The sequence below is a fragment of the Pseudomonas sp. DTU_2021_1001937_2_SI_NGA_ILE_001 genome (assembly GCF_032463525.1).
GTDB lineage: Bacteria > Pseudomonadota > Gammaproteobacteria > Pseudomonadales > Pseudomonadaceae > Aquipseudomonas.
The window spans coordinates 3,868,056-3,893,848 of the sequence record NZ_CP135971.1; the positions used below are offsets into that span (position 1 = coordinate 3,868,056).

Consider the following 25,793-nt stretch of genomic DNA (forward strand, 5'->3'; position numbering starts at 1 on the left):
ATCAGAACGGCAGTTCGAGGTCCGGCGCAACTTTCTTGAGCTCGGTGTGGAAAACGTTCTGGATGCGCTGCAGCTCAGCTTCGGTCTCGGCCTCGAAACGCAGGACCAGAACCGGCGTGGTGTTCGACGCACGGACCAGGCCCCAGCCTTTCGGGTAGTCGACACGTACGCCATCGATGCTGGTCAGCTTGGCGTCGCCCCACTGAGCGTCCTTCTCCAGAGCCTCAATGATGCTGAACTTGGTGACATCGGTCACCTTAATATTGATCTCTGGCGTGGAAACGTCGTCCGGGAAGGCGGCGAACAGGTCTTCGGCGCTTTCCGAGCGCTGGCTGAGGATTTCCAGCAGGCGCGCGGCGCTGTAGATACCGTCGTCGAAGCCGAACCAGCGCTCCTTGAAGAAGATATGGCCACTCATCTCGCCGGCCAGCAGGGCGCCGCTTTTCTTCATTTGCTTCTTGATCAGCGAGTGGCCGGTCTTCCACATCACCGGACGACCGCCGTGTTCGCTGATCAGCGGGGTCAGGCGGCGGGTGCACTTGACGTCGAAGATGATGTCCGCGCCCGGGTTGCGCTCCAGCACGTCGAGGGCGAAGAGCATCAGCAGGCGGTCGGGGTAGACCACGTTGCCCTGGTTGGTCACCACGCCCACGCGGTCGCCGTCACCGTCGAAGGCCAGGCCCAGGTCGGCGCCGGTTTCCTTGACCTTGGCGATCAGGTCCTGAAGGTTTTCCAGTTTGCCCGGATCCGGGTGGTGGTTAGGGAAGTTGCCGTCGACTTCGGCGTACAGGGAGATCACTTCGCAGCCCAGGGCTTCGATCAGCTGCGGGGCGATCACGCCGGCCGCGCCGTTGCCGCAGTCCACCACCACCTTGAGCTTGCGCGCCAGGGCGATGTCGTTCTTGATCTGCTCGAAGTAGCGGTCGAGGATGTCGACCTTGGTGATGCTGCCTTTCTGCGAGGTCAGGTCGTTGGTGCGGATGCGCTCGTGCAGGGCCTGGATCTGCTCATTGGCCAGGGTGTCGCCGGCGATGATGATCTTGAAACCGTTGTAGTCCTTGGGGTTGTGGCTGCCGGTGAGCATCACACCGGTCTTGCCGGCCAGGACGTTGGCCGCGTAATAAAGCGCCGGGGTGGGCACCAGGCCGACGTCGCTGACGTGGCAGCCGGCATCGTGCAGGCCCTGGATCAGCTGCTGGGAAAGCTCGGGACCAGACAGGCGACCGTCGCGTCCGACGCTGACATTGGGCTCGTTCAGGGCCAGGCTCTGGGCGCCGATGGCCCGGCCGATCCAGTAGGCGGTCTCGGCATTGAGGGTATCGCCGACCACGCCACGGATGTCATAGGCGCGGAAGATGGACTCGGGAAGCTGGGGTGCCACGGATGCTGGACTGCTCATAAATGGGGTGTGCTCCGATCTCAGGAGATCCTGGTTGTCGTCGAGAATGTCGATATCGAGGATATCGGTGTTCTGGAACAGCGGATCGGTCCAATTGCCGTCGAATGAGGCCAGAGGAGGCGATACTGCAACGCTGCCTTCAGAGGTATCGGGTGTTGCGCCGGTTGTATCGTCGGGCGCCGCAACGGCCCTTGCCTGCGGCGCCTGAAGCGAAAAACGGGCCATGGCCCGGCCCAGGCCCTGGAGGGCTGGCAGGCTCAAACCGAAGGCTTTGACGGCTTTTCCGCTCGAGAGTTCTTGCAGCAGCTGATCCAGTTGCCGGGCGTCGTCGCCGATCTGCTGTTGCAGGCGGCGCTCATTGAGCCAAAGACCCAGCACGCCGCCGCCCAGCGCGACCAGCAACGCCAGGCCGAGCAGCAGCCAGGGCGGTGAGTCATGCGTGGCCGCTCCGGGGGTGAAGGTCAGCTGCCAGCCGCTCTGCCCGGTATCGAACGCCTGGGCCCTGGCGTCGCCGGACTGACCGCGCTGCAGGAAGACCTGCGCGGGACCATTGCCGAACTGCTGGCTCAGCACCACGCGCCCGGCGTCTTCTGGAAGCACGGGCATGGCGTTGAGCAGGCGCTGGATGTCGAAGGCCAGCAGCAGGGTGCCGACGGCAGGCTGTTGCGGCCCGGCGCGCAAGGCGGCGGCACTGTAGATGACCCAACGCTCGCCGACTCGGCGTGCCTCCGGTGTCGGGTTCTGGCCCTGGATCGCCTTGTTGAGCATGTCCAGGGTGGAATAGCTGATCGGCAGGCTGCCCTGGCTGTCGACGTCGGCCAGGCCCTTGGGGTCGATTCGAGCGCCGACCAGACCGTCCCAGTAGCGCAGCCGCTCCTGGGCCGCCCGTAGCGCCTGTGGGTCGTTACCTTGCAGGGCCTGGAGCAGGCTCGGGTCGCTGGCGGCGGCCTGGGTATCGGCGGCGATCTGGCGCAGCGCCAGATTCACCGCCATGGCCTGGCCGCTGCCCCAGGCCTGTACCTGCAGGTCCTGCTGTTGCGGCGTGGCAAGCATGCCGATGGCCACCAGCACCACGCCGGCGCATAAGCCCGCAGCGGTCGGTATCAAGCCGGGCAGCAAGGCCCGCAGGCCGGTCGCGGCGCTCGGCTGGTCGTTTGCCGCCAACCCGTTGGTGTGCTCAATTCCTTTCACCCGATTGCTCTCCGACTATTCGTCCTGAATCCGGGTTGGCCGGCCTGATTGGCTGTCAGTGACTGCCCGAGTGACCGAAGCCGCCTGCGCCACGCTGGGTCTGCTGGAACTCGTCGACCAGTTCGAAACGCGCCTGTACCACGGGCACCAGCACCAGCTGGGCGATGCGTTCACCCACGGCGATGGTGAACGGCGTCTGGCCGCGGTTCCAGCACGAAACCATCAGTTCGCCCTGGTAGTCGGAGTCGATCAGGCCGACCAGGTTGCCCAGCACGATGCCGTGCTTGTGGCCCAGGCCCGAGCGCGGCAGGATCAGCGCGGCCAGGCCGGGGTCTTCGACGTAGATCGACAGACCTGTGGGAATCAGCAGGGTCTGGCCGGGTTCCAGCACGGTGTCCTGCTGCAGCATGGCGCGCAGGTCGAGGCCGGCCGAGCCGCTGGTGGCATAGGCCGGCAGCGGGAATTCGTTGCCAATGCGAGGGTCGAGGATCTTGGCTTGTAGAGCGTGCATTCGTAGTTAAACCTGATTCATGCGTTCGGCGATAAAGGCGATCAGCTGGCGGGCGATCTTGCCCTTGCTGGTCTGGGCGAAGAGCGTTGCATGCAACGCCCGGTCGATCACGCTGCAGGCGTTCTCTTCACTGTTGAAGCCGATGCTGGGGTTAGCCACATCGTTGGCGACGATCAGGTCGAGGTTCTTGTCCTTGAGCTTGCGTGCAGCATAGTCGAGCAGGTGCTCGGTCTCGGCGGCGAAACCGACGCTGAACGGACGGTCCGGGCGGGTCGCGATGGTCGCCAGGATGTCCGGGTTGCGGACCATCTGCAGCAACAGGCCATCGCCGGTGCTGGGGTCCTTCTTGAGCTTGTGCGCGGCGACCACCTCGGGGCGGTAGTCGGCCACGGCCGCCGAAGCGATGAACAGGTCGCAGGGAATCGCCGCCTCGCAGGCCGCGAGCATGTCGCGGGCGCTGACCACGTCGATGCGTGTGACGCGGTCCGGGGTCGGCAGGCTTACCGGGCCGGTGATCAGCGTCACCCGTGCGCCCGCTTCCACGGCTGCCTCGGCCAGGGCGAAGCCCATCTTGCCGGAGCTGTGGTTGGTGATGTAGCGCACCGGGTCGATGTTTTCCTGGGTGGGGCCGGCGGTGATCAGCACGTGCTTGCCGGTCAGGGTCAGGCGCTGGAAGCATTCGGCGGCGCACAGCGCCAGCTCGCCGGGTTCCAGCATGCGCCCGTAGCCCACGTCGCCGCAGGCCTGGCTGCCCGAGGCCGGGCCGAACACCCGCCAGCCGCGCTCTTCGAGCTGGCGGGTATTGTGCTGCACCGAGGCGTCGCGCCACATGGCCTGGTTCATCGCCGGCGCAATGGCCACGGTGGCGTCGGTGGCCAGCACGATGGTGGTCAGCAGGTCGTTGGCGATGCCCTGGGCGAGGCGCGCGATGAGGTCGGCGGTGGCCGGGGCGATGAGAATCAGGTCTGCCCACTTGGCCAGCTCGATATGCCCCATGGCCGCTTCGGCCGCCGGGTCGAGCAGTTCCAGGTGCACCGGGTTGCCCGACAGGGCCTGCATGGTCAGAGGGGTGATGAATTCCGCACCGCCACGGGTCATCACGACCCGCACCTCGGCGCCCTGGTCACGCAGCCGGCGAACCAGCTCCGCGCTCTTGTAGGCCGCGATGCCGCCGCCGACGCCCAGAACGATGCGTTTTCGATACAGCCGCTGCATAGGCCTGCCTTATCCTGGTCAATGTTGGCGCTGTGTCGACTGCAGCACAGGGGCTGTCGAAGTCTCCTACAAGACTTGATAGGTCCACAGCCTTCCCGGCAGGTCGCCGCGCAAAAAAGATTGGCTAAGATAGCACAGCGTCCGTACTGGAGCAGCGATGAGCCTATGCACAGGGAGGTGTCATGAGTATTCGCAACTGGCCTGCGCCGGAGCGCCCGCGTGAACGTCTGCTTAGCCTGGGAGCGGCGAGACTGTCCGACGCGGAGCTGCTGGCCATCTTCCTGCGTACCGGTGTGTCCGGGCGCAGCGCTGTAGACCTGGCGCGGCACCTGCTGAGTGAGTTCGGTGGCCTGCGCGCACTGCTTGAGGCCGATCTTCCCGCGTTTTGCGCCCACCTGGGGCTGGGGCCGGCGAAGTTCGCGCAACTGCAGGCCGTGCTGGAGATGTCGCGTCGGCATCTGGCCGAGTCCCTGCGCCGCGACTCGGCGCTGGAAAACCCCCAGCAGGTGCGCCACTACCTCAAGTCGCTGCTGCGCCACGAGCCCCACGAAGTCTTCGGTTGCGTGTTTCTCGACAGCAAGCACCGCGTGCTGGCCTTCGAGGTCCTGTTCCAGGGCTCCATCAATACGGCCTATGTGCACCCGCGCCAGGTCGTGAAGCGTGCCCTGGCGCACAATGCCGCCAGCGTCATCCTGTGCCACAACCATCCTTCCGGTGTCAGCGAGCCCAGCCGTGCCGACATCGAGCTGACCAAGCGCCTCACCCAGGCGCTGGCGCTGGTCGATGTGGTGGTGCTGGACCACGTGATCGTCGGTGACGGTGATCCGCTGTCACTGGTCGAGCGTGGCCTGATGTAACGGCAGGCTCAGGGTCGCCGTCAGCCCGCCAGCTTCCCGGTTGCGGAGGTCCAGGCGCCCACCATGCAGCACGGCAACGCGCCTGGCGATGCTCAGGCCCAGCCCGTAGCCCCCGGAGTTGGGATTGCGCGAAGCGTCGCCGCGCACAAAAGGTTCGAAGATACCCGGCAGCAGCGGCGCGGGAATGCCGGGGCCACGGTCGAGAATATCGATGTGCAGCGCCTGGGTGTCGGTGCGCAGTTCGACGCTCACCTGCCGGGCATAGCGCAAGGCATTGCCCAGCAGGTTCTGCAGGCAGCGCTGCAGCAGCAGCTCGTTGGCCAGAATCCAAGCGGCCTGACCGCTGACCGGCAAGGGCTCCTCAGGCGTGGACAGTTCCTGGCGCAGCCGCAGCAACAAGGCGTGCACGTCGACCGGCTGCATGGCGTGCTGATCGGCGCTTTGCAGGTAGTCCAGGATCTGCACGGTCATGCGTTCCATCTCGTTGATGTTGTGCCGCAGCCGCTCACGCGGGCGCTCCTGCTCGACGCGTTCGATCAGCAGGCGCATGCGTGTCAGCGGCGTGCGCAGATCGTGGGAGACCGCCGCGAGGAAGTAGGCCTGGTCATCGAGCATGGCCTTCAGGCGTTGCTGCATGCTGTTGAATGCCTGCGCCGCCTGGCGGACCTCTTCGGAGCCCTCGATGGCCAGTGGCGGCTGTTCGAGGTTGTCGCCCAGGCCGCGCGCTGCCTCGGCCAGGCGTTTGAGCGGGCGCAGGCACAGGCGCACGGCGATCAGGCAGATGACCAGCACGGCAACGATACGCAGGGCATAGACCCGCAGCAGGTAATCGGCGATCAACACCCAGGCCGACTGACCGCTCCAGCCCTGCAGCTCTTCACCTTCCACCTCCAGCCAGCGGTCCTGGGCCAGTTGCACGGCGAAGTGCAGGTGCGCCTGGGCGGTGCGCAGGCCGAACAGGCTGTGCCAGACGATGGGCTGGCCTTGGGTGTCAGTCAACCCGGTGGCGAGCAGGTGGATGCGATAGTCACGGCCGGTTTCATAGTGCAAGGCCTGGGTCAGCAGCATCTCGATGCGCCGGCTGGCCCGGCCGGTCTCGGTCGAGGCATTGCGTTCGGGGCGCTGCGTGCGGCAATGCACCTGATAGTGAGTGCGCAGGCCGGAGGGCAGCGGTGCCTGGCAATCGACCTGCTCGATGATGGCCGCCGTGTCCCGCGCCATCAGGCGCACCGGCGCTTCCAGCACTTGCGCGAAGCGCACATCGAACCAGATGCTGCTGGACGCCAGCTGGATGCCCAGCACGCCAATCACCATGATCACCAGCAGTTGGGCGAACAGGGTTCTGGGCCACAGGCGCTGCAACAGGGCACGCATCAGCGGTTGGCCAGGCTCAGCAGATAGCCTTCGTTGCGGAGGGTGACGATCTCTACCCCCGAGCTGCTTTTGAAGTGCTGGCGCAGACGGCTGATGCACATGTCCACCGAGCGGTCGTCGGGCTGGTAGTCGCGGCCAAAGGCACTGCGGGTCAGCTGTTCGCGGCACAGGATGCGCTCTGGCGCCGCCAGCAGCTCGCTGAGGATGCGGTAGTCGGAGCGTGGCAGGGCCACCTCGTGTCGGTCGGCCAGGACCAGCAGGCGGCGCGCGTGGTCGAGGCGATGGCCGGCGAACGTCTGGCTGCGTGGCAGGCCGGTTTCATGTTCGGCCTCCGGTCGCGCCGAGCGGCGCAGTACGGCCTTGATCCGCGCCAGCAGTTCACGGGGTTCGAAGGGCTTGGTGACATAGTCGTCGGCACCGACCTCCAGGCCGATCACCCGGTCCAGCGCCGAGCCGCGTGCCGAAAGCATGATCACCGCAAGGTCACGATGGCCCTGCAACTGGCGACACAGGCTCAGGCCGTCGTCGCCGGGCAACATCAGGTCGAGGACCAGCAGGCTCACTGGCTCGCTTTGCAGGTGTTGCCACATCTGCTCGCCATCGGCGGCGGCCAGCACCCGGTAGCCCGCTTCGCTCAGGTAGTCACAAAGCAGCTCACGGATCTCGTCATCATCATCGACCACCAGCAGTGTGTCCCCATACAGCGGCGCCGGGGCAGGGGCGGTGGCCTCATGCTCATTACATTCCATTACAAACTCATACATACGCGCAGTACAGCGTGAAGAAGCGGTTGATGAAAATCGTATCAAAACTCAACTGCGAACACGAAGCGATTACAATGGCACCCTTTCGTTCTACCTGTTTTCACGCTCCCGCTTTCCACTCCTTCCCTTTGAAACGCTCGACCCTGTTGCTCGCCCTGGGCTTCGGCACATTGCTCGGCGGCCACAGCGTACTGGCTGCCGAAGCGCTGGAGCTGAATGCCATCGATGTGCATGACAGCGCCTATACCCCGGAAGACAGCACCGGGCAGGCGGGCTACACGGTGAAGAGCACGACCAGCTCTACCGGCCTGAAGCTGACCCCACGGCAGACCCCGCAGTCAGTCACCACCATCACCCAGGAACAGATGCAGGACCGCGCCATCACCAACATGGAGCAGGCCCTGGACGCTGCGCCGGGGGTCAGCATGAGCAAGATGGAGGTCGGCGGGCGTACCGAATACCGCGCCCGTGGCTATGCAATCAGCAACTGGAAGGTCGACGGCCTGCAGTATCCGGGCGGCACCGATTTCAGCGGCGCCGGTTCGTCGCTGAACATGGACATGTACGAGCGCATGGACGTGGTGCGTGGCGCCAACGGCCTGCTGGGTGGCAGCGGCGACCCCTCCGCAACCGTCAACCTGATCCGCAAGCGCCCGACCCGCGAGTTCGGCGGCAGTGCCTACATGACCTACGGCAGCTGGGACAAGGCCCGCCTGGGCGCCGACCTGAACCTGCCGTTGTCCGAAGACGGCCGTCTGCGTTCGCGCTGGGTGGTCACCCAGCAGGAAGCCAACTCGTTCCGCGACCAGCAATCCGACCGTTCGCGCGCCGCGCTGGCCAACTTCGAGTTCGACCTGGACGACGCCACCACCCTGGGCGCCGGCTTCCAGTACGAGTACTCCAAGGTGGTCGGCGGTGGCTGGGGCGCGAACATTCCGATCTGGTACGGCAATGGCAGCAAGACCGACCTGCCGCGCAGCACCAACGTGGTGCCGAGCTGGAGCTTCGGCGAGTACACCACCCGCACCGCGTTCGGCTCGCTGGAGCATCGTTTCGACAATGACTGGGCATTGAACGTCCACCTGGCGCAGAGCACCACCGATGCCCTCAACCATCGCGGCCTGGCCAAGGTCAACTCGGGCGGTGGCGGTAATTATGTGGGCTACTTCAACGAAGATGGCAGTGGCGCCATTCTCAACGGCCTGCACAGCTCCACCGACACCACCCAGCAGTCCGGGCAGGTCGACCTGAGCGGCCCGTTCCAGGCCTTCGGCCGTACCCACCAGGCAATGTTCGGCTACAACGACAGCCGCACCGTGGCCTGGTCGCCGCAGTACACCTGCACCATGACCAGCGGCCTGCGCAGCAGCGCGCCGGCGCTGGGCTGCCAGTTCCGTGGCAACAACGGTTTCGCCATCAGCGACTGGCGCAACGGGGTGGACGACAGTTACTACATGAACGCCAGCCAGACCGGCCTGCACAGCAAGACCACTACGCGCCTGCAAGGCCTGTACGCGGCCACCCGGATCAGCGTCACCGACCCGCTGTCGGTCATCGCCGGGGTGCGCACCAGCAACTACGACGCGGTGAGCATTGCCACCTCGGGGACGCGCACCAGCCAGAGCGAAAGCGGCATCGTCACGCCGTACCTGGGGGCGGTGTACGACCTCAATGACAACTACTCGCTGTATGCCAGCTACACCGACATCTTCACCCCGCAGAGCGAGGAAAATGCCGGTGGCGGCAAGATCGAGCCGATTCGTGGCAAGAGCTATGAAACCGGTGTGAAGGGGGAGTGGTTCGAAGGGCGGCTCAATGCCCAGGTGGCCTACTTCCGCACCCAGCAGGACAACAAGGCGGTCACCGACGGAGCGAACCTGACGCCTACCGGCGCCCAGGCCTACAAGGCGGGTTCTGGTACGGAAACCGACGGTATCGACCTGGAAATCGCGGGCGCGATCACGCCGAACTGGAACGTCTATGGCGGCTACACCTACCTGCATTTCCGCCGGATCGACGCCGACGGTCGCAGCGACCCTTCGCACCTGTTCAAGGCTTCGACCACCTACCGGTTGTCCGGTCCGCTGGACCGCCTGACCCTCGGTACCGGGGTGACCGCGCAGACCAACATCCGCGCGCTGTCCACCCCTGCCGGGCAGCCCAGCAACGGTGTGAGCCGCAGTGCCAGCGACGTGAACTGGTCCGGCTATGCGCTGTGGAACGCCATGGCGCGCTATGACATCAGCGATGACACCTCGCTGACGCTCAATGCCAACAACCTGTTCGACAAGCACTACTACACCCGCTACGGCTTCTACGCCGGGGCCATCTACGGTGACCCACGCAACCTGTCGCTGACCCTGCGTACCCGCTTCTGACCCCTATCAGAGCAGAAAGGCATCGCGGCTGAACCCGTTCCTACCGGTACCTCTGAATACCGGCATTCACCTGGTAGGACCGGCTTCAGCCGGGAAGAGGCCGGCAAGGCCAGCGCATCTGATGTGGATGCGCCGCACGCTTCGCGGCTGAAGCCTGCCGGTGTTTACCTCGGTTGCGGGCCACCCGGTAGGCACGGCTCAGCCGCGAAGCAGCGAGCCTACTTGACCTGCACCTTGGCGAAGTCCTGGCGCCCGAACGGGTTGACCTGATAGCCGCTGACCGCCTTGCGCGCCAGCACGGCGGCGGTCGGGTGAGCCAGCGGCAGCCACAGGGCCTGCTGCTGGATCTGCGCCTGGGCCTGCTGGTAGAGCTTGCTGCGCGCGGCCTGGTCGCTGGTGGCCTTGGCGTCGCTGATCAGCTTGTCCAGCGTCTTGTCGCAGTAACGGGCGAAGTTGGTGCCCGACTGCACGGCTGCGCAGGAAAATTGCGGGGTCAGGAAGTTGTCCGGGTCGCCGTTGTCGCCCGCCCAGCCCATGAACAGCAAGTCATGTTCGCCCGCCTTGGCGCGGCGGATCAGCTCGCCCCACTCGATCACCTTGATCTCGGCGTCGATGCCGATCTGCTTGAGGTCCGCCTGCAGCAATTGCGCGCCCAGCCCCGGGTTGGGGTTGAGCAGGCTGCCCGACGGTCGTGTCCAGATAGTGGTCTTCACGCCTTCCTTGACGCCCGCCTTGGCCATCAGCGCCTTGGCCTTGGCCACGTCGTGCTTGTAGCCCGGCAGGTTCTTGGCGTAGCTCCAGGTATTGGGCGGGAAGGGGCCGTTGGCAGGCTCGGCGGTGCCTTCGAACACCGCCTTGAGGTAATTGGCTTTGTCGAACGCCAGGTTCACCGCCTGGCGCACTTCGGGCTTGTCGAACGGCGGGTGCTGGCTGTTGAAGGCCACGAAGGCGGTCATGAAGGCTTCGGTCTTCTCGACCTTGAGGTCCTTGTCCTCGCTGGCCGCCTGGATGTCCATGGGCTTGGGCGACAGGGCGATCTGGCATTCATCGCGGCGAATCTTCTGCAGGCGCACGTTGGCGTCCGGGGTGATGGCGTAGACCAGGGTGTCGATGGCCGGCTTGCCGGCGAAGTAGTCGGGGTTAGCGGTGTAGCGCACCGCAGCGTCCTTCTGGAAGCGGCGGAACACGAACGGCCCGGTGCCGATCGGTTGGGTGTTGAGCTTCTCCGGGGTTCCGGCCTTGAGCAGCTGCGCGGTGTATTCGGCGGAGTAGATCGACGCGAAGCCCATGCTCAGCGTGGCCAGGAAGGTCGCATCGGCGCGGTTCAGGGTAAAGCGCACGGTATGCGGGTCGGTCGCCTCGACCTGCTTGATCAGCGCCGGCAGCTGCATCGACTGCGCATGCGGGAAGCCGCTCTGCGCCACCTTGTGCCAGGGATTCTGCGGGTCGAGCATGCGCGTGAAGGTGAACACCACATCGTCGGCGTTCAGCTCACGGCTGGGTGTGAAGTAGTCGGTGCTGTGGAACTTCACCCCCTGGCGCAGCTTGAAGTCGTAGGTGAGGCCGTCTGGCGACACGCTCCAGCTCTGCGCCAGGCTGGGCACCAGCTTGCCACTGCCCGCGTCGAACTCCACCAGGCGGTTCATCAGCACGTCGGCCGAGGCATTGGTGGTGGTCAGCGAGTTGTACTGCACCACGTCGAAGCCCTCCGGGCTGGCTTCGGTACACACGGCCAGGCTGGCGGCCTGGGCCAGTGGCGACAACAACAATGGGGCGAGCAACAGCGGGAGTGCAGCAAGGCGCATGGTGAAATTCCTGTTCAGGTAGAGAGGGCTGTGGCCTTACGGCATGATGCGCGAACGGCGACAGCTCCGGGCCCCATCTGCCGGTGCAGTCTGGTCATCGACCTACCCTAGACGATGTACCGCCGCACGACAATCAAAGGCAGGCGACGAATGGTCATGTGCCATTGACCGCGCCAGGCCGCGTCGGTGCCCATGTAAATGCAAGGCAAAACGCTTTGCTTGTTGTTGCCCTGCGGGCTTTCTGGTATAAAGCAGCGCTCTTTTCTAGGGCCCGGTTTCTTGCACACCTGCTGTAGCCGGTAAGACCCTTGAAGAAACGCGGCGCTCAGGCGCCAAATGACTGAGAGATAAGCGGCCAACCCATGCCGGGTTGGGCATGTGGTTTTAGAGGGCTGAGGCATGTCGAGAGTCTGTCAAGTTACCGGTAAGGGTCCGGTAACCGGGAATAACATTTCCCACGCAAACAACAAAACCCGTCGTCGTTTCCTGCCAAACCTGCAGCATCACCGCTTCTGGGTTGAGAGCGAGAAGCGCTTTGTCCGTCTGCGCGTTTCCGCCAAAGGCATGCGCATCATCGACAAGCGCGGTATCGAGGCCGTTCTGGCTGACCTGCGCCGTGACGGCAAAATCTAAGGAGACTGATCATGCGTGAACTGATTCGTTTGATTTCCAGCGCCGGTACTGGTCACTTCTACACTACCGACAAGAACAAGCGTACTACTCCCGACAAGATCGAGATCAAGAAGTACGATCCTGTTGTGCGCAAGCACGTGATCTACAAGGAAGGCAAGATCAAGTAATTGATCCGGCTTCCAGAAAAAGGCCCGTATCGCGAGATACGGGCCTTTTTCGTTTTCGGCTCGTTGTATTCCGAAGCCGCATACGACAAGGCCCGCCTCCAGAGGACGCGGGCCTTGTCGTGGGTGTCAGGGTGGGTCAGCCGAAGCTGAAGCCGGTGATGACGTCCTTGTCATCGGTCTGCACGGTGATGCGGTTCAGGTCGTATTCCCTGGTGGTGATATCGCGGGGACCGTGGACCCGGTCACGGCCGGTCAGTTCGCCGATGTAGGCGCGTGCGGCCGGCACATAGCGGCTGCCGATCAGGTATTGCAGGGCCTGGATGATTTCGTCGTTGTTCATGCTCATCTTCCATGTTGAGAAATTAGGATGCCCGGCGATCCGGACAGCCACATGCTCTCAATGGCGAAGCGGCTCCACGCGTTACATATGTCTATCGTTCTTTTCAAAGATCACGTAGATCTTGCGGCATGTTTCCAGCACCTCCCAGGTGCCCTTGAAACCGGCCGGGATCACGAAACGGTCGCCGGCGCGCAGCGTCTTGCCTTGCCCCTGCTCATCGCGCAGCACCGACACGCCGTGGATGATTTCGCAGTACTCATGCTCGGTGTAGTTCACCGTCCATTGTCCCGGTTCGCCTTCCCAGACACCGGCGCCGAACTGCTGGCAGGGGCTCTGGTAATGGTCATAGAGGGTCTGCTGCGGGTCGCCCTTGAGAATTTTCTCCGGGGCCGGGCGATAGCGTTGAGGCTGGGTGGCGATTTCGGCGAAGTCGACGATGTTCTGGATATCCATGCGAATCCCCTGTGACGGAAAAGTATGAACGCGGCGTTCGTTCAATAAATTCAACATATGTCCGCCAGAGCGGGGCTTCCTGTCAAATATATTGGTTTTGTCCGGTGGCTGGTTTAGGGTGGTGAGCGTTTTCGGCTGATCGCTACTCTATAGCCGACCATCATCGACGATTAAGAGGACATGCGTATGACCACCCTGACGCTTGCCGATTGGGAGCAACGTGCCCGCGACCTGAAGATCGAAGGCCGGGCCTTCATCCAGGGCCAGTACACCGCTGCCGCTTCCGGTGCCACCTTCGACTGTATCAGCCCGGTCGATGGCCGCCTGCTGGCCAAGGTTGCCAGTTGTGACAGCGCCGATGCGCAAAAGGCAGTGGACAGCGCGCGCAAGGTGTTCGAGGCCGGTACCTGGTCGCGCATGGCGCCGGCCAAACGCAAGGCCACCATGCTGCGCTTCGCGGGTCTGCTGCGCCAGCACGTCGAAGAGCTGGCGCTGCTGGAAACCCTGGACATGGGCAAGCCGATCAGCGACTCGTCGAAGATCGATGTGCCCGGCGCTGCCCAGGCCCTGAGCTGGAGTGGCGAGGCCATCGACAAGCTGTACGACGAAGTGGCCGCCACCCCGCATGACCAGCTTGGCCTGGTCACCCGCGAGGCCGTGGGCGTGGTTGCCGCCATCGTGCCGTGGAACTTCCCGCTGCTGATGGCCTGCTGGAAGCTGGGGCCGGCGCTGTCCACCGGTAACTCGGTGGTGCTCAAGCCTTCGGAGAAATCCCCGCTCACCGCCATCCGTATCGCCCAACTGGCCGTGGAAGCCGGCATTCCCGCGGGCGTGCTCAACGTCCTGCCGGGCTACGGCCACACGGTGGGCAAGGCCCTGGCGCTGCACATGGATGTCGACACCGTGGTGTTCACCGGCTCGACGAAGATCGCCAAGCAGCTGATGGTCTATGCCGGCGAGTCGAACATGAAGCGCGTCTGGCTGGAAGCCGGTGGCAAGAGCCCGAACATCGTCTTCGCCGACGCTCCGGACCTCGAAGCGGCGGCCCAGGCAGCCGCCAGCGCCATCGCCTTCAATCAGGGCGAAGTCTGCACCGCCGGCTCGCGCCTGCTGGTCGAACGCTCGATCAAGGATCGCTTCCTGCCCATGGTGGTCGAGGCGCTGAAGGCCTGGAAGCCAGGCAATCCGCTGGACCCGGCGACCACCATCGGCGCGCTGGTCGATACCCAGCAGATGAACACCGTGCTGGGCTACATCGAGGCCGGCCACGCCGACGGTGCCAAGCTGGTCACCGGCGGCAAGCGCATCCTCGAGGAGACCGGCGGCACCTACGTGGAGCCGACCATCTTCGACGGCGTGAACAACGCCATGAAGATCGCCCAGGAAGAAATCTTCGGCCCGGTGCTTTCGGTGCTGACCTTCGACAGCGCCGAAGAGGCCATCCGTATCGCCAACGACACCCAGTACGGCCTGGCTGCGGCCGTATGGACCGCCGACCTGTCCAAGGCTCACCTCACCGCCAAGGCCCTGCGGGCCGGCAGCGTGTGGGTCAACCAGTACGACGGCGGCGACATGACCGCGCCGTTCGGTGGCTTCAAGCAGTCGGGCAACGGCCGTGACAAGTCGCTGCATGCCTTCGACAAGTACACCGAACTGAAAGCCACCTGGATCAAACTGTAAGTCTCAAGCCGTGGGAGTGCGCTCCCACGGCCCTCTTGATGCGGTCATGGGCGCCAGCCAGTGACCCGGAGTTTCGCAATGCCTTGGGCAACCTATTTCGCCGTGCTGGCCTCGGTGCTGAGCGTCGGCCTGGCGGTGGGCGTCAGCATGCCGCTGGTTTCGCTGCGCCTGGAGAGCTGGGGCTACGGCAGCTTCGCCATCGGCGTCATGGCGGCCATGCCGGCGGTGGGGGTGCTGGTGGGCGCCGGGCTGGCCAGCCGCCTCGCGGCGCGGCTGGGCACCCCGCAACTGATGCGCCTGTGCCTGTGGGGTGGTGCGCTGTCGATCGGCTTGCTGGCCCTGCTGCCGGCTTACCCGGTATGGCTGGTGCTGCGCCTGCTGATCGGCATGATCCTCACCATCGTCTTCGTGCTCGGGGAAAGCTGGATCAACCAGCTGGTGATCGAACGCCTGCGCGGTCGGCTGGTGGCCCTGTATGGCTGTACCTACGCCCTCAGCCAGCTCAGTGGCCCGCTGCTGCTGAGCTGGATCGGCACCCAGGCCGACTACGGCTTCTGGATCGGCGTGGCCTTGCTGATCAGCTCACCCTTGCTGCTGCTCGGGCGTGGTGGCGCGCCCAGCACCGAGGCCTGCCATGTGGGCTTCGCCGACCTGCTGGGCTTTTGCCGCGGGCTGCCGGCCATCGCCTGGGCGGTGTCGCTGTTCGCTGCGTTCGAGGCGATGATCCTCACCTTGCTGCCGGTTTATTGCCTGCGCCAGGGCTTCTCGTCGGAAGTGGCCTTGATGATGGTCAGTACCGTCGTGGTGGGCGATGCCTTGCTGCAGCTGCCCATCGGCATGCTCGCCGACCGGGTTTCCCGGCGCGGGCTGTTCGGTGGCTGTGCGCTGTTGCTGCTGGTGTCCAGCCTGCTGGTGCCGGTATTCATCCACACCCCGTTGATATGGCCATTGTGGGTGCTGTTCGGCGCCAGCGCCGGCGGCCTGTTCACCCTGTCGCTGATCCTCATCGGCGAACGCTTTCGCGACGACGCGCTGGTGCGTGCCAACGCTCACGTGGCGCAGCTGTGGGGTATCGGCTGCCTGGTCGGGCCGCTGATCGCCGGGGCTGGCAGCCAGTGGCTCAGCGGTCATGCCGTGCCCTGGCTGATGGCGGCCGGGGCGTTCGGCCTGGTGATGCTGTTGCTGCGCCCTGGCGCGTTTGGCACCAAGGCCGCCGCCTGACCTCGGTCAGGCCGGGTTAGAGCATCTTTTCCAGACCCACGGCCTTGCTGATCCAGGCGTTGAAGCGTCGCCACCAGTCGCCCGGTTCCTTGTCCAGGGTGTGGATCTGGCCGTTGTCTTCGGTCACCCACACCAGCTGGCCGTCCTGCAGGCGTACTTCGTAGCTGCGCTCGGGTGACATGCCTTCCAGGGTCAGCTCGCGCAGCTGTTCGGCAAGTTTCGGGCTGTCCACCAGGATGCCGATCTCGGTGTTCCACAGCACCGAGCGCGGGTCGAAGTTGAACGAGCCGACGAAGATCTTCTGGCGGTCGAAGATCATCGCCTTGCTGTGCAGGCTGGAGTCCGAGCCGCTGGTGAGCAGCGAGGGCTTGGCGAACAGCCGCGAGCGGTCATGGTTGGACGACGGGTCGCCGGGCTGACGGCGCAGCTCGAACAGCTTCACGCCGTGCTGCAGCAGCGCCTTGCGATAGGGCGCGTAGCCGCCATGCACGGCAGGCACGTCGGTGGCCTGCAGCGAGTTGGTCAGCAGGCTCACCGCCACCCCGGCATCGGCGCGCCCGGTGAGGTACACCAGGCCCTGCTGGCCTGGCACGAAGTAGGCGGAAATCAGCATCAGTTCCTGATGTACCCTGAGCAGCTCCGGTGCCAGCTGGGTGGTCAGCAGCAGGTGTGGGTCAGGCTCGCCCTGGGCCAGCACCTTGGTCGGTGCGTCCCACAGCACCTGGTTGTAGGCCCAGGTCAGTTGCCGCAGCCAGGCATGCAGCTGGGGCCGGGTCTGGTAGGCCATCAATCGTTCGTAGAGCGCCTTGTGCTGCTGGTGTGCCTGTTCCAGCGAGGCGCTCAGGCGCTTGCGCGCCTTGCTCAGGTCGTGGTGGCCGGGCAGGAAGTACATGAAGCTGTCGATGGGCTTGCTCAGCGTGCTGTTCCAGTACTGGTCGAAGCTGTGCCCCAGTTGTTCGGCCACCGGGCCTGCTGCCAGCAGGTCGACGTCGGTGAAGTTCAGGTTGGGCTCGGCGTCGAAGTATTCGTCGCCCAGGTTGCGGCCGCCGACGATGCCGACGCTGTTGTCGGCCAGCCACAGCTTGTTGTGCATGCGCCGGTGCTGGCGCGACAGGTTCATCAGCCGCCCGAAGCTGCGCGTGACGCCGGTTTCGCGGCCCAGCGCCTGGGGGTTGAACAGGCGGATCTGGATCTGCGGATGCGCGGCCAGGGTGGCGATGGCCTGGTCCTGGCCGTCGCTGGTGGTGTCGTCCAGCAGGATGCGGATGCGCACGCCCCGGTCGGCGGCCTTGAGCAGTTCGTCCACCAGGGCGCGGGTGCTAAGGCCGTCATGGACGATGTAGTACTGCAGGTCGAGGCTGGTGCGCGCCATGCGGATCAGCTCGGCGCGAGCGTGGAATGCCTCGCTGCTGTTGGCTAGCAGACGAAAGCCCGAGCGCCCGGCCTGCGGCTCGGCCAACGCCTGGATCGAGCGCCCGAACGAAGACTGCGCGGCCGGCAGTGCCTGGCTGGGCTCGTCGTTCTGCGGATGATGCGTACAGCCACCCAGGCCGAGCGCCACCCAGAGGAAGAAGGGCAGGAGCCATGTTCTGTTCAAGGAGTCGTGTCCACGCCGTCGATTTGGCGATAAGACCACCGAATGCCCGAAAAAGTTACCCAAGGTCCTGTGCCAGCAGCGCCTTGATGGTGTCGCCCACCCGGCGCACGGCGGCCTCGATCTTCGCGCTGGGCCGGTTGGCGTAGTTCATGCGCAGGCAATTGCGGTACTTGCCGGAGGCCGAGAAGATGCTGCCGGCGGCGATCTGCACCTTGTGCTCGTACAGGGCGCGATTCAGGCGCACGGTGTCGAAATGCTCGGGCAGTTCCACCCACAGCATGAAGCTTCCCTGTGGCCGGCTGAGCCGCGTGCCTTCGGGGAAATAGCGCGTCACCCAGTCGATCATCTGGTCGCGGTTGCGCTGGTACTGGCTGCGCGCGCGCCGCAGGTGCGGTTCGTAATGCCCGCCCTTGAGGAATTCGGCAATCGCCAGCTGCGGCTGGGGCGCGGTGGAGCCGGTGCTGATGTATTTCATGTGCAGCACCTGCTCCAGATAGCGCCCCGGCGCCACGCAGCCGACCCGCAGGCCCGGCGCCAGGGTCTTGGAGAACGAACCGCAGAGCAGCACACGGCCGTCTTCGTCGAACGACTTGATGGTGCGCGGGCGCGGGTAGCTGTAGGCCAGGTCGCCATACACGTCGTCTTCGATGATCGCGATGTCGAAGCGCTGGGCCAGGCGCAGCAGGGCGCGCTTGCGCTCTTCGGGCATCACGTAGCCCAGTGGGTTGTTGCAGTTGGGGGTCAGTTGGATGGCCTTGATCGGCCACTGCTCCAGGGCCATTTCCAGGGCTTCGAGGTTGATGCCGGTGAGCGGGTCGGTGGGGATTTCCAGGGCCTTGATGCCCAGCCCCTTGAGGGTCTGCATGACGCCGAAGAAGCTCGGTGAGTCGACCGCGACGATATCGCCGGTGGTGCACAGCGCGCGGATGCTGGCCGATAGCGCCTCGTGGCAGCCGGTGGTGATGATCAGGTCGGCGGCACTCAGCTGGCAGCCCGCGTCGAGAGCCAGCCGGGCAATCTGCTCGCGCAGGGCCTGCACGCCGAGAATATTGTCGTAATACAGCCCAGGCATGTCCTGGTGGCGAGAGAGCTGCGCCAGGGCGCGCAGCAGCGGCTTGAGGGTCGGGCTGCTGACGTCGGGCATGCCACGCCCGAGCTGGATGAAATTGGCGTCCGGCGTCACGCGGATCATGTCCAGCACCTGCTCCCACTGGGAGATATCCACAGGCCGCTGCACGGGGCGCCCCACGACGGGCAGTTCTGGTGCCTTGTGGCGCGCACTGACGAAATACCCCGACTTGGGCCGCGGCACGGCCAGGCCGTTGTCTTCCAGCAATCGGTAGGCCTGCTGCACGGTACTCAGGCTGACCCCATGCTCGCTGCTCAGCGCACGCACTGACGGCAGCCGGTCGCCAGGGCGATAGAAGCCGCTCTCGATGCGTGAGCCGAGCAGTTCGGCGAGGTTGAGGTACAGGGTCATGACACACTCCGGTGCCGTGCGGGCAGGTTGCAATACAGATGAAGGCAAAATAAAGCATTCAGAGCGCTGAGCAAGCTTTCTGTATGGAAAATATTAGGTTTTTTTGAATCTGTATTGTCCGGGCGTTTGTCCGCATCATTTCTCCACGGCCAACCACGGGAGAACAGGCGGCTATGAACGGGTTCAACGATGTGCGGGGATTGTTGCGCGAAGGCAGTTCGCAGCGCGGGCAGCTACTGGCGTTGGGCGGTGAGAAGGTGCTGCCCACGACCCGATCGCCTGCCTGCGGCCGTTGGGCGCTGTACCGGCATCGCTGGGTGTCGCGCCGCATCCTGCTGGCGCTGACCGACGAAGAACTGCGCGATATCGGCCTTGACCGGCAACAGGCTTGTGCAGAGGCTGCCAAGCCATTCTGGCGGGGATGAGCTGACTAGTCAGGCATGGCTGGGTAGGAGCGGCTTTAGCCGCGAAAGCGCCAGGAAATTCACTGTATCTGTGAACATGCGATCGCTTCCCGGCTGAAGCCGATCCTACCGAGTCAGTTTCAGGGTTACACCAGCTCCTTGAGGCGGTGCCAGAGCATGCCCAGGGCCAGCAGTGGCGAACGCAGGTGGCGCCCGCCGGGGAAGGTGATGTGCGGCACCTTGGCGAACAGCTCGAAGCCGCCGCCGTGCTGGCCGCTGATGGCTTCGGCCAGCAGGCGGCCGGCCAGGTGCGTAGCGTTCACGCCATGCCCGGAATACGCCTGGGCGTGGAACACGTTGGGGTGCTCCTTGAGTCGGCCGATCTGCGGCAGGCGGTTGGCGCCGATGCCGATCATGCCGCCCCACTGGTAGTCGATGCGCACATTGGCCAACTGCGGGAACACCTTGAGCATCTTGGGTCGCATGTAGGCGCCGATGTCCTGCGGGTCGCGGCCCGAGTAGTGGCAGGCACCGCCGAACAGCAGGCGCCGGTCGGCGGACAACCGGTAGTAGTCCAGCGCCACGCGCTGGTCGCACACCGCCATGTCCTGAGGCAGCAACTGGCGAGCCTGCTCTTCGCTCAACGGTTCGGTGGCGATGATGTAGCTGCCGGCCGGCAGCACCTTGCCGCCCAGCTCGGCGTTGAGGTCGTTGAGGTAGGCGTTGCAGCCCAGCACCAGAAACTTCGCCTGAACCTGGCCCGTCGCGGTGTGCACCGTGACCTGCGGGCCGTAGTCGATACGCGTCACCGTCGAGTCTTCGAACAGTTGCACGCCCAGTTGCCGCGCCACGGCAGCTTCGCCCAGGGCCAGGTTGAGCGGATGCAGGTGTCCCGAGCCGCGGTCGATCAGGCCGCCGACGTAACGGTCCGAGCCCACCACGCTGTGCATTTCATCGGCCTGCAGCAGTTGCAGTTCATGGCGGTAGCCGAGGCTGTGCAGTTCTTCGAGGTCTTCGGCGAAACCCTGCAACTGGGCGGGCTTGTTGGCCAGGTCGCAGTAACCCCATTTCAGGTCGCACTGGATGCCATGGCGCTCGACACGCTGGCGCACGATCTCCACCGCTTCCAGGCCCATCAGCTTGAGCTGGCGCACGCCTTCGCTGCCGATAACTGGAGCGAACTGCTCCACGCCGTGGCCGACGCCACGAATCAGTTGCCCGCCATTGCGGCCGCTGGCGCCCCAGCCGATGCGCCGGGCCTCCAGCAGGATCACGCTGAGGCCGCGTTCGGCCAGTTCGATGGCGGTGTTGAGCCCGCTGAAGCCGCCGCCTACCACGCAGACATCTGCCGTGTGCGCTCCTTGCAGGCTCGGGAAGTCCGGCTGCGGATGGCTGCTGGCGGCGTAATAAGAGGCGGCGTGAGCGGGCATGGAGGCATCCTTGGATTAAACGCAGTACGTTCACTCGGGCTGTGGGAGCGAGCTGGCTCGCGAAGGCTGCGGCACATTCACCGCTGATGCACCGGCATTGCCGGCCTCTTCGCGACCAAGGTCGCGCCTACAAACCCGAATGGTGTCTAACCGGCGAGTGTTGGATTAAATGCAAACCCGCCGAGGATAAGCCGCTGTCCCGGCTGTGCCAACTGCGGCACAATCGTGCCGGCCAGCCAACCCGGAGTCCTGATGAGTTGTAACCGTGAAACCGTGCGCAGCCTGCGCCGGCAGATTCCCACCTTCGAATGCGTACCGGGCTGCCATGACTGCTGCGGGCCGGTGACCACCTCCCCGGAAGAAATGTCGCGCCTGCCGCGCAAGAGCGCCGCCGAGCAGGAGGCCGCGCTGGAACAGTTGAACTGCGTGCACCTGGGGCCGCAAGGCTGCACGGTGTACGACGAGCGCCCGCTGATCTGCCGGCTGTTCGGCACCACCCCGCGCCTGCCGTGCCCGAACGGCCGCCGCCCGGTGGAGATGATCCACCCCAGGGTCGAGAAGCAGATCCATCAGTACATGATTGCTCACCGCCAGGTGCTGGTCTGAGCGGCTAAAGGCACGCGGCAGTCAGTCGGCAATCGGCAGGTTCAGGCTTTCTTTCACTTCTTCCATGACGATGTAGCTTTTCGACTCGCGCACGTGGGGCAGCTTGAGCAGGATGTCGCCCAGCAGCTTGCGGTACGAGGCCATTTCCGAAATGCGCGCCTTGACCAGGTAGTCGAAGTCGCCCGACACCAGGTGACACTCCAGCACATGGGGCAGTTTGAGAATGGCGCGGCGGAATTCGTCGAAGGTGTCGCCTGACTTGTAGTCCAGGCTGATTTCCACGAACACCAGCAGGCTGGCCTTGAGGCTCTGCGGGTTGAGGCGGGCGTTGTAGCCCATGATGATGCCCTCGCGTTCCAGGCGGCGGACGCGCTCGGTGCAGGGCGTGGTAGACAGGCCGACGCGTTCGCCCAGCTCGGTGAAGGAAATGCGCCCGTCGGCTTGCAGAATGCGCAGGATGTTGCGGTCGATCTTGTCCAGTTCGCGCTTGGACTGATGCTGGGTGCGCATGGGTAATCCCCCTCTGTCTTAGCGCTGTTCCCCGAGAAAACGCCTCGAATATAGCTCGTTATATAGTGAAAAGCACTGCTTCTACCTCCCTATACTGGCCACATTCTCAACTTGCCCGTAAAACGTCAGCGGCTTCGCCGCGATGAGGTAATCGACATGCGCGTTCTGGTTCTTGGTAGTGGTGTGATCGGTACGACCAGTGCCTATTATCTGGCCCGCGAGGGCATGCAGGTGACCGTGGTCGACCGCCAGAACGCCGTGGCCATGGAAACCAGCTTCGCCAACGCCGGCCAGGTGTCGCCAGGCTACGCCTCGCCCTGGGCGGCGCCGGGCATTCCGCTCAAGGCCATGAAGTGGCTGCTGCAGCGCCATGCGCCGCTGGCCATCAAGCTCACCGGCCAGCTCGACCAGTACCTGTGGATGGCGCAGATGCTGCGCAACTGCACCGCCAGCCGCTATGCGGTGAACAAGGAGCGCATGGTGCGCCTGTCCGAGTACAGTCGCGACTGCCTCGACGAACTGCGTGCCGAGACCGGCATCGCCTACGAGGCGCGCCAGCTGGGCACCACCCAGCTGTTCCGCACTCAGGAGCAACTCGACAACGCCGCCAAGGACATTGCCGTGCTGCAGCAGTCCGGCGTGCCCTACGAGCTGCTCGACCGCGACGGCATCGCCCGCGTCGAGCCGGCCCTGGCCGGCGTGGTCGGCAAGCTCAGCGGCGCATTGCGCCTGCCCAACGACCAGACCGGCGACTGCCAGCTGTTCACCACCCGCCTGGCCGAAATGGCCACCAACCTGGGCGTGGAGTTCCGCTACGGGCAGAACATCGAGCGCATCGACTTCGCTGGCGACCGCATCAATGGCGTGTGGATCAACGGCAAGCTGGAAACTGCCGACCGCTACGTACTGGCGCTGGGCAGCTATTCGCCGCAACTGCTCAAGCCGCTGGGCATCAAGGCCCCGGTCTACCCGCTCAAGGGCTACTCGCTGACCGTGCCGATCACCCAGGGCGACATGGCGCCGACCTCGACCATTCTCGACGAAACCTACAAGGTGGCGATCACCCGCTTCGACAACCGCATCCGCGTGGGCGGCATGGCGGAAATCGCCGGTTTCGACCTGTCGCTCAACCCGCGGCGTCGCGAAACGCTGGAGATGATCGTCGACGATCTCTATCCTCACGGCGGCGACCTGAGCCAGGCCAGTTTCTGGACCGGCCTGCGCCCGGCGACCCCGGACGGCACGCCCATCGTGGGCGCCACCCCGTACCGCAATCTGTTCCTCAACACCGGCCACGGCACCCTGGGCTGGACCATGGCGTGTGGCTCCGGTCGCCTGCTGGCCGACCTGATCGTGCGCAAGAGCCCGCAGATCAGCGCCGAGGGCCTGGACATCTACCGCTACGGCAATCACAAGGAGAACGCACGACATGTCAATCCAGCGCCTGCACACCAATGAACGCATGAGCCAGGTGGTGGTGCACAACGGCACCGTCTACCTGGCTGGCCAGGTAGGCGATGACCTGACGGCCGGTATCGAGCAGCAGACCCGCGAGACCCTGGCGGCCATCGAGCGTTTGCTGGACGAGGCGGGCACTGACAAGACCCGTCTGCTTTCGGTGACCATCTACCTCAAGGACATCGACGCCCACTTCGCTGGCATGAACAGCGTCTGGGATCAGTGGCTGCCCGCTGGTGTCGCGCCCGCCCGTGCCACCGTCGAAGCCAAGCTGTGCGAGCCGGAAATCCTCGTCGAGCTGTCGGTCACCGCCGCGCTGCCGTAACCACTCCTTTGCCTTTACCACACAAGAAAGCCTGACCATGCGCCCAGCCCGTGCCCTCATCGACCTCCAGGCCCTGCGCCACAACTACCGGCTGGCCCGCCAGCACGCCGGGGCCAAGGCCCTGGCGGTGATCAAGGCCGACGCCTATGGTCATGGTGCGGTGCGCGTGGCCGAGGCCCTGCAGGGCGAGGCCGATGGTTATGCAGTGGCCTGCATCGAGGAAGCCCTGGAACTGCGCGCCGCTGGCATCCAGGGGCCGATCCTGTTGCTCGAAGGCTTTTTCGAAGCCGACGAGCTGGAACTGATCGTCGAACACGACCTGTGGTGCGTGGTGCATGCTTTGTGGCAGGTCGAGGCCATCGAGCGCGCGGCGTTGGGCAAGCCGCTCAACCTATGGCTCAAGCTCGACAGCGGCATGCACCGGGTGGGGCTGTTTCCGGCCGAGTACCCGGCGGCTTACCAGCGCCTGCTGACCAGCGGCAAGGCGGCGCAGATCACCCTGATGACCCACTTCGCCCGTGCCGATGAGCTGGACTGCCCGCGCAGCGAAGAGCAACTGGCGGTGTTCCAGGCCGCCACCCAAGGGCTGAACGCACCGACCAGCCTGAACAACTCGCCAGCCTTGCTGGGCTGGCCGCAGATCAAGAGCGATTGGGTACGCCCCGGCATCATGCTCTACGGCGCCACACCCTTCGACCGCCCGCAGCCCCTGGCCGACCAGTTGCGTGCGGTGATGACCCTGGAGTCGAAGGTCATCAACCTGCGTGAGCTGCCGGCCGGTGAGCCGGTGGGTTACGGCGCCACCTACATCACCGAGCGGCCAAGCCGCATCGGCGTGGTGGCCATGGGGTATGCCGATGGCTACCCGCGTCACGCGCCCACCGGTACGCCGGTGATCATCGACGGCCAGCGCAGCCGCCTGCTGGGGCGCGTGTCGATGGACATGCTGTGCGTCGACCTCACTCACCTGCCACAGGCCGGCCTCGGCAGCCGGGTGGAGTTCTGGGGGCCGAACCTGTCGGCCAGCGAAGTCGCCGCCCAGGCCGGCGCTATCCCTTACCAGCTGTTCTGCAACCTCAAGCGCGTACCGCGCCTGTACGCCGACGACTGATCCTGCCCGGGCCGTAAACGGCCCGACTGTTGTAAATATTGAACGCTGTTGCCATGATGCCCCGGTCTCGACTTTAACCTCAGGCTTCGTGCGAGTGTGCCTGCGTGTCGATCATGCTGCGATCGAAGGCGATCCGAAGAGATCGTGCAGCAAGGGAGCATAACGCCCAGTGTGGGATGCCCAGCCCGGGCCAGGTTCGCCTGTGCCTGCCCAGGGCGATGACGCGCGTGCCGTACGAGGCCTCCGAACCTGGAGGAGTGCCGAATTGGACGTCGGTGAGCGACTGCAACACATCCGTAAGCTCAAGGGCCTGTCCCAACGCGAACTGGCCAAGCGGGCCGGCGTGACCAACAGCACCATTTCCATGATCGAGAAGAACAGCGTCAGCCCGTCGATCAGTTCGCTGCGCAAGGTGCTCGGCGGCATTCCGATGTCGATGGTCGAGTTCTTTTCCGAGGAAATGCAGCCGGACAACACCACCCAGGTGGTCTACAAGCCCGCTGAACTGTTGGATATCTCCGACGGTGCAGTGACCATGAAGCTGGTGGGCAAGTCGCACCAGGGCCGGGCCATCGCCTTTCTCACCGAGACCTACCCGCCCGGCGCCGACACTGGCGAAGAAATGCTGGTGCATGAAGGCGAAGAGACCGGCATCCTCATCGAAGGCCGCCTGGAGCTGATCGTCGGCGCCGACACCTACCTGCTGGAAGTGGGCGACAGCTACTACTTCGAAAGCAGCCGCCCGCATCGTTTCCGCAACCCCTTCGACACTCCGGCGCGACTGATCAGCGCAGCCACGCCGGCGAATTTCTGACCCCTTGCGGCCAGGCCCCGGTAAACCGGGGCCTGTCGGGTATTGATCTACGGCAAGGGTAATAACCCTT

24 protein-coding genes are annotated in these 25,793 nt (G+C 64.8%); 12 read left to right on the forward strand and 12 right to left on the reverse strand.

Annotated features, from left to right (window positions below):
• Position 1 precedes the first annotated feature (1 nt).
• The 3 genes from RRX38_RS16715 to coaBC are packed head-to-tail and all read right to left on the reverse strand — an operon-like array spanning position 2 to position 4,316.
• Positions 2–2,590 (reverse strand): phosphomannomutase/phosphoglucomutase, encoded by a 2,589-nt coding sequence (locus RRX38_RS16715; protein WP_315959975.1) that lies wholly within the window; start codon positions 2,588–2,590, stop codon positions 2–4.
• 55 nt (positions 2,591–2,645) lie between these two features.
• Positions 2,646–3,101 carry a dUTP diphosphatase gene (gene dut / locus RRX38_RS16720; protein WP_295470467.1) on the reverse strand — a complete coding sequence of 152 codons (456 nt, stop codon included), beginning with the start codon at positions 3,099–3,101 and terminating at the stop codon, positions 2,646–2,648.
• Positions 3,102–3,107: 6 nt separating this feature from the next.
• A complete protein-coding gene (gene coaBC / locus RRX38_RS16725) occupies positions 3,108–4,316 on the reverse strand; it encodes a bifunctional phosphopantothenoylcysteine decarboxylase/phosphopantothenate--cysteine ligase CoaBC (RefSeq protein WP_315959976.1) in 1,209 nt (402 codons plus the stop codon).
• 182 nt (positions 4,317–4,498) lie between these two features.
• On the opposite strand from coaBC, the gene radC reads away from it, so the two are divergent.
• Positions 4,499–5,173, forward strand: a complete 675-nt coding sequence (gene radC, locus RRX38_RS16730) for a RadC family protein (RefSeq protein ID WP_315959977.1) — start codon at positions 4,499–4,501, stop codon at positions 5,171–5,173.
• On the opposite strand, the gene RRX38_RS16735 is transcribed toward radC, so the two are convergent.
• Together RRX38_RS16735 and RRX38_RS16740 are read right to left on the reverse strand one after the other, a co-directional pair.
• A complete protein-coding gene (locus RRX38_RS16735; RefSeq protein WP_315959978.1) occupies positions 5,147–6,547 on the reverse strand; it encodes an ATP-binding protein in 1,401 nt (466 codons plus the stop codon). The genes radC and RRX38_RS16735 overlap by 27 nt on opposite strands.
• The gene (locus RRX38_RS16740; protein WP_295478460.1) at positions 6,547–7,296 is read right to left on the reverse strand and encodes a response regulator; all 750 of its coding nucleotides are present in this window, start codon (positions 7,294–7,296) and stop codon (positions 6,547–6,549) included. The genes RRX38_RS16735 and RRX38_RS16740 overlap by 1 nt, the downstream gene beginning before the upstream one ends.
• Before the next feature lie 89 nt (positions 7,297–7,385).
• Between RRX38_RS16740 and RRX38_RS16745 the strand changes: the two genes are divergently transcribed.
• On the forward strand, positions 7,386–9,689 hold the full coding sequence (locus RRX38_RS16745) for a TonB-dependent siderophore receptor (RefSeq protein WP_315959979.1): 2,304 nt from the start codon (positions 7,386–7,388) through the stop codon (positions 9,687–9,689).
• A 218-nt stretch (positions 9,690–9,907) separates the two neighbouring features.
• Here the strand turns inward: RRX38_RS16745 and RRX38_RS16750 are convergent, their stop codons facing one another.
• Positions 9,908–11,494, reverse strand: a complete 1,587-nt coding sequence (locus RRX38_RS16750; protein WP_295478463.1) for an ABC transporter substrate-binding protein — start codon at positions 11,492–11,494, stop codon at positions 9,908–9,910.
• Between the two features lie 399 nt (positions 11,495–11,893).
• On the opposite strand from RRX38_RS16750, the gene rpmB reads away from it, so the two are divergent.
• On the forward strand, positions 11,894–12,127 hold the full coding sequence (rpmB, locus tag RRX38_RS16755) for a 50S ribosomal protein L28 (RefSeq protein ID WP_295478466.1): 234 nt from the start codon (positions 11,894–11,896) through the stop codon (positions 12,125–12,127).
• Between the two features lie 11 nt (positions 12,128–12,138).
• On the forward strand, positions 12,139–12,294 hold the full coding sequence (rpmG, locus tag RRX38_RS16760) for a 50S ribosomal protein L33 (RefSeq protein ID WP_003177274.1): 156 nt from the start codon (positions 12,139–12,141) through the stop codon (positions 12,292–12,294).
• 136 nt (positions 12,295–12,430) lie between these two features.
• On the opposite strand, the gene RRX38_RS16765 is transcribed toward rpmG, so the two are convergent.
• On the reverse strand, positions 12,431–12,634 hold the full coding sequence (locus RRX38_RS16765; protein ID WP_295478489.1) for a hypothetical protein: 204 nt from the start codon (positions 12,632–12,634) through the stop codon (positions 12,431–12,433).
• An 81-nt stretch (positions 12,635–12,715) separates the two neighbouring features.
• Complete coding sequence (locus RRX38_RS16770) at positions 12,716–13,087, reverse strand: cupin domain-containing protein (RefSeq protein ID WP_295478492.1); 372 nt, start codon at positions 13,085–13,087, stop codon at positions 12,716–12,718.
• Positions 13,088–13,273: 186 nt separating this feature from the next.
• On the opposite strand from RRX38_RS16770, the gene RRX38_RS16775 reads away from it, so the two are divergent.
• Positions 13,274–14,767: an aldehyde dehydrogenase gene (locus tag RRX38_RS16775; protein WP_315959981.1), complete on the forward strand. Its 1,494-nt coding sequence runs from the start codon at positions 13,274–13,276 to the stop codon at positions 14,765–14,767.
• Positions 14,768–14,845: 78 nt separating this feature from the next.
• Positions 14,846–15,988 carry an MFS transporter gene (locus tag RRX38_RS16780; protein ID WP_315959982.1) on the forward strand — a complete coding sequence of 381 codons (1,143 nt, stop codon included), beginning with the start codon at positions 14,846–14,848 and terminating at the stop codon, positions 15,986–15,988.
• Positions 15,989–16,004: 16 nt separating this feature from the next.
• Here the strand turns inward: RRX38_RS16780 and RRX38_RS16785 are convergent, their stop codons facing one another.
• Together RRX38_RS16785 and RRX38_RS16790 are read right to left on the reverse strand one after the other, a co-directional pair.
• On the reverse strand, positions 16,005–17,585 hold the full coding sequence (locus RRX38_RS16785) for a phospholipase D family protein (RefSeq protein WP_315959983.1): 1,581 nt from the start codon (positions 17,583–17,585) through the stop codon (positions 16,005–16,007).
• Positions 17,586–17,640: 55 nt separating this feature from the next.
• Entirely contained in the window at positions 17,641–19,065 is a 1,425-nt protein-coding gene (locus tag RRX38_RS16790; RefSeq protein ID WP_315959984.1) for a PLP-dependent aminotransferase family protein, read from the reverse strand.
• Between the two features lie 173 nt (positions 19,066–19,238).
• On the opposite strand from RRX38_RS16790, the gene RRX38_RS16795 reads away from it, so the two are divergent.
• A complete protein-coding gene (locus RRX38_RS16795) occupies positions 19,239–19,490 on the forward strand; it encodes a DUF1127 domain-containing protein (protein ID WP_295478507.1) in 252 nt (83 codons plus the stop codon).
• A 125-nt stretch (positions 19,491–19,615) separates the two neighbouring features.
• Here RRX38_RS16795 and RRX38_RS16800 read toward each other — a convergent pair whose 3' ends face one another.
• The gene (locus tag RRX38_RS16800) at positions 19,616–20,899 is read right to left on the reverse strand and encodes an FAD-binding oxidoreductase (protein ID WP_315959985.1); all 1,284 of its coding nucleotides are present in this window, start codon (positions 20,897–20,899) and stop codon (positions 19,616–19,618) included.
• 252 nt (positions 20,900–21,151) lie between these two features.
• Here RRX38_RS16800 and RRX38_RS16805 point away from each other — a divergent pair, with 252 nt between their 5' ends.
• Positions 21,152–21,505, forward strand: a complete 354-nt coding sequence (locus RRX38_RS16805; RefSeq protein WP_315959986.1) for a YkgJ family cysteine cluster protein — start codon at positions 21,152–21,154, stop codon at positions 21,503–21,505.
• Between the two features lie 21 nt (positions 21,506–21,526).
• Here RRX38_RS16805 and RRX38_RS16810 read toward each other — a convergent pair whose 3' ends face one another.
• Positions 21,527–22,015, reverse strand: coding sequence for an Lrp/AsnC ligand binding domain-containing protein (locus RRX38_RS16810; RefSeq protein ID WP_295478517.1), 489 nt, complete (start codon positions 22,013–22,015; stop codon positions 21,527–21,529).
• Between the two features lie 156 nt (positions 22,016–22,171).
• Here RRX38_RS16810 and dadA point away from each other — a divergent pair, with 156 nt between their 5' ends.
• From dadA to RRX38_RS16830, 4 genes are all read left to right on the forward strand, one after another.
• Positions 22,172–23,473 (forward strand): D-amino acid dehydrogenase, encoded by a 1,302-nt coding sequence (gene dadA / locus RRX38_RS16815; protein WP_315959987.1) that lies wholly within the window; start codon positions 22,172–22,174, stop codon positions 23,471–23,473.
• A complete protein-coding gene (locus RRX38_RS16820) occupies positions 23,445–23,798 on the forward strand; it encodes a RidA family protein (protein ID WP_295478522.1) in 354 nt (117 codons plus the stop codon). Before dadA ends, RRX38_RS16820 begins: the two co-directional genes overlap by 29 nt.
• Before the next feature lie 37 nt (positions 23,799–23,835).
• A complete protein-coding gene (alr, locus tag RRX38_RS16825) occupies positions 23,836–24,909 on the forward strand; it encodes an alanine racemase (RefSeq protein WP_315959988.1) in 1,074 nt (357 codons plus the stop codon).
• A 265-nt stretch (positions 24,910–25,174) separates the two neighbouring features.
• Positions 25,175–25,723, forward strand: coding sequence for a cupin domain-containing protein (locus RRX38_RS16830; RefSeq protein ID WP_315959989.1), 549 nt, complete (start codon positions 25,175–25,177; stop codon positions 25,721–25,723).
• The last annotated feature ends 70 nt before the right edge of the window (positions 25,724–25,793 follow it).

Bases quoted from the DNA above. Each gene is read 5' to 3' on its own strand.
- RRX38_RS16770 (WP_295478492.1), bottom strand. From the start codon at position 13,087: ATGGATATCCAGAACATCGTCGACTTCGCCGAAATCGCCACCCAGCCT.
- RRX38_RS16750 (WP_295478463.1), bottom strand. From the start codon at position 11,494: ATGCGCCTTGCTGCACTCCCGCTGTTGCTCGCCCCATTGTTGTTGTCG.
- rpmG (WP_003177274.1), top strand. From the start codon at position 12,139: ATGCGTGAACTGATTCGTTTGATTTCCAGCGCCGGTACTGGTCACTTC.
- RRX38_RS16790 (WP_315959984.1), bottom strand. From the start codon at position 19,065: ATGACCCTGTACCTCAACCTCGCCGAACTGCTCGGCTCACGCATCGAG.
- rpmB (WP_295478466.1), top strand. From the start codon at position 11,894: ATGTCGAGAGTCTGTCAAGTTACCGGTAAGGGTCCGGTAACCGGGAAT.
- coaBC (WP_315959976.1), bottom strand. From the start codon at position 4,316: ATGCAGCGGCTGTATCGAAAACGCATCGTTCTGGGCGTCGGCGGCGGC.
- RRX38_RS16795 (WP_295478507.1), top strand. From the start codon at position 19,239: ATGAACGGGTTCAACGATGTGCGGGGATTGTTGCGCGAAGGCAGTTCG.
- dut (WP_295470467.1), bottom strand. From the start codon at position 3,101: ATGCACGCTCTACAAGCCAAGATCCTCGACCCTCGCATTGGCAACGAA.
- RRX38_RS16765 (WP_295478489.1), bottom strand. From the start codon at position 12,634: ATGAACAACGACGAAATCATCCAGGCCCTGCAATACCTGATCGGCAGC.
- RRX38_RS16780 (WP_315959982.1), top strand. From the start codon at position 14,846: ATGCCTTGGGCAACCTATTTCGCCGTGCTGGCCTCGGTGCTGAGCGTC.
- RRX38_RS16810 (WP_295478517.1), bottom strand. From the start codon at position 22,015: ATGCGCACCCAGCATCAGTCCAAGCGCGAACTGGACAAGATCGACCGC.
- RRX38_RS16735 (WP_315959978.1), bottom strand. From the start codon at position 6,547: ATGCGTGCCCTGTTGCAGCGCCTGTGGCCCAGAACCCTGTTCGCCCAA.
- RRX38_RS16775 (WP_315959981.1), top strand. From the start codon at position 13,274: ATGACCACCCTGACGCTTGCCGATTGGGAGCAACGTGCCCGCGACCTG.
- dadA (WP_315959987.1), top strand. From the start codon at position 22,172: ATGCGCGTTCTGGTTCTTGGTAGTGGTGTGATCGGTACGACCAGTGCC.
- RRX38_RS16740 (WP_295478460.1), bottom strand. From the start codon at position 7,296: ATGGAATGTAATGAGCATGAGGCCACCGCCCCTGCCCCGGCGCCGCTG.
- RRX38_RS16805 (WP_315959986.1), top strand. From the start codon at position 21,152: ATGAGTTGTAACCGTGAAACCGTGCGCAGCCTGCGCCGGCAGATTCCC.
- RRX38_RS16800 (WP_315959985.1), bottom strand. From the start codon at position 20,899: ATGCCCGCTCACGCCGCCTCTTATTACGCCGCCAGCAGCCATCCGCAG.
- radC (WP_315959977.1), top strand. From the start codon at position 4,499: ATGAGTATTCGCAACTGGCCTGCGCCGGAGCGCCCGCGTGAACGTCTG.
- RRX38_RS16745 (WP_315959979.1), top strand. From the start codon at position 7,386: ATGGCACCCTTTCGTTCTACCTGTTTTCACGCTCCCGCTTTCCACTCC.
- RRX38_RS16820 (WP_295478522.1), top strand. From the start codon at position 23,445: ATGTCAATCCAGCGCCTGCACACCAATGAACGCATGAGCCAGGTGGTG.
- alr (WP_315959988.1), top strand. From the start codon at position 23,836: ATGCGCCCAGCCCGTGCCCTCATCGACCTCCAGGCCCTGCGCCACAAC.